At 70.1% G+C, this 244-nt stretch carries 1 protein-coding gene; it reads left to right on the forward strand.

All coding sequences use genetic code 11. The features are described 5' to 3' along the window. Positions 1 to 244 (forward strand): AMP-binding protein (locus IF20_RS37040; RefSeq protein WP_199896945.1); only part of this gene is annotated, 244 nt, incomplete at both ends.

Consider the following 244-nt stretch of genomic DNA (forward strand, 5'->3'; position numbering starts at 1 on the left):
GCTGGTGAACATGTACGGCATCACCGAAACCACCGTCCACGTCACCTACCAAGAAATCCAGCCCCACCACCTCACCGCACCCCGCCTGCCCGCAGGCCGACCCCTGCCCGGCTACCACCTCTACCTCCTGGACGAACACGGCCACCCCGTCCCCACCGGCGTCCCCGGCGAAATCCACGTCGCCGGCGGCGGCCTCGCCCGCGGCTACCTCCACCGCCCCGAACTCACCGCACAACGCTTCCCC

Origin of the sequence: Streptomyces niger, from assembly GCF_000718305.1 — a bacterium.
Taxonomy (GTDB): Bacteria; Actinomycetota; Actinomycetes; order Streptomycetales; family Streptomycetaceae; genus Streptomyces; species Streptomyces niger.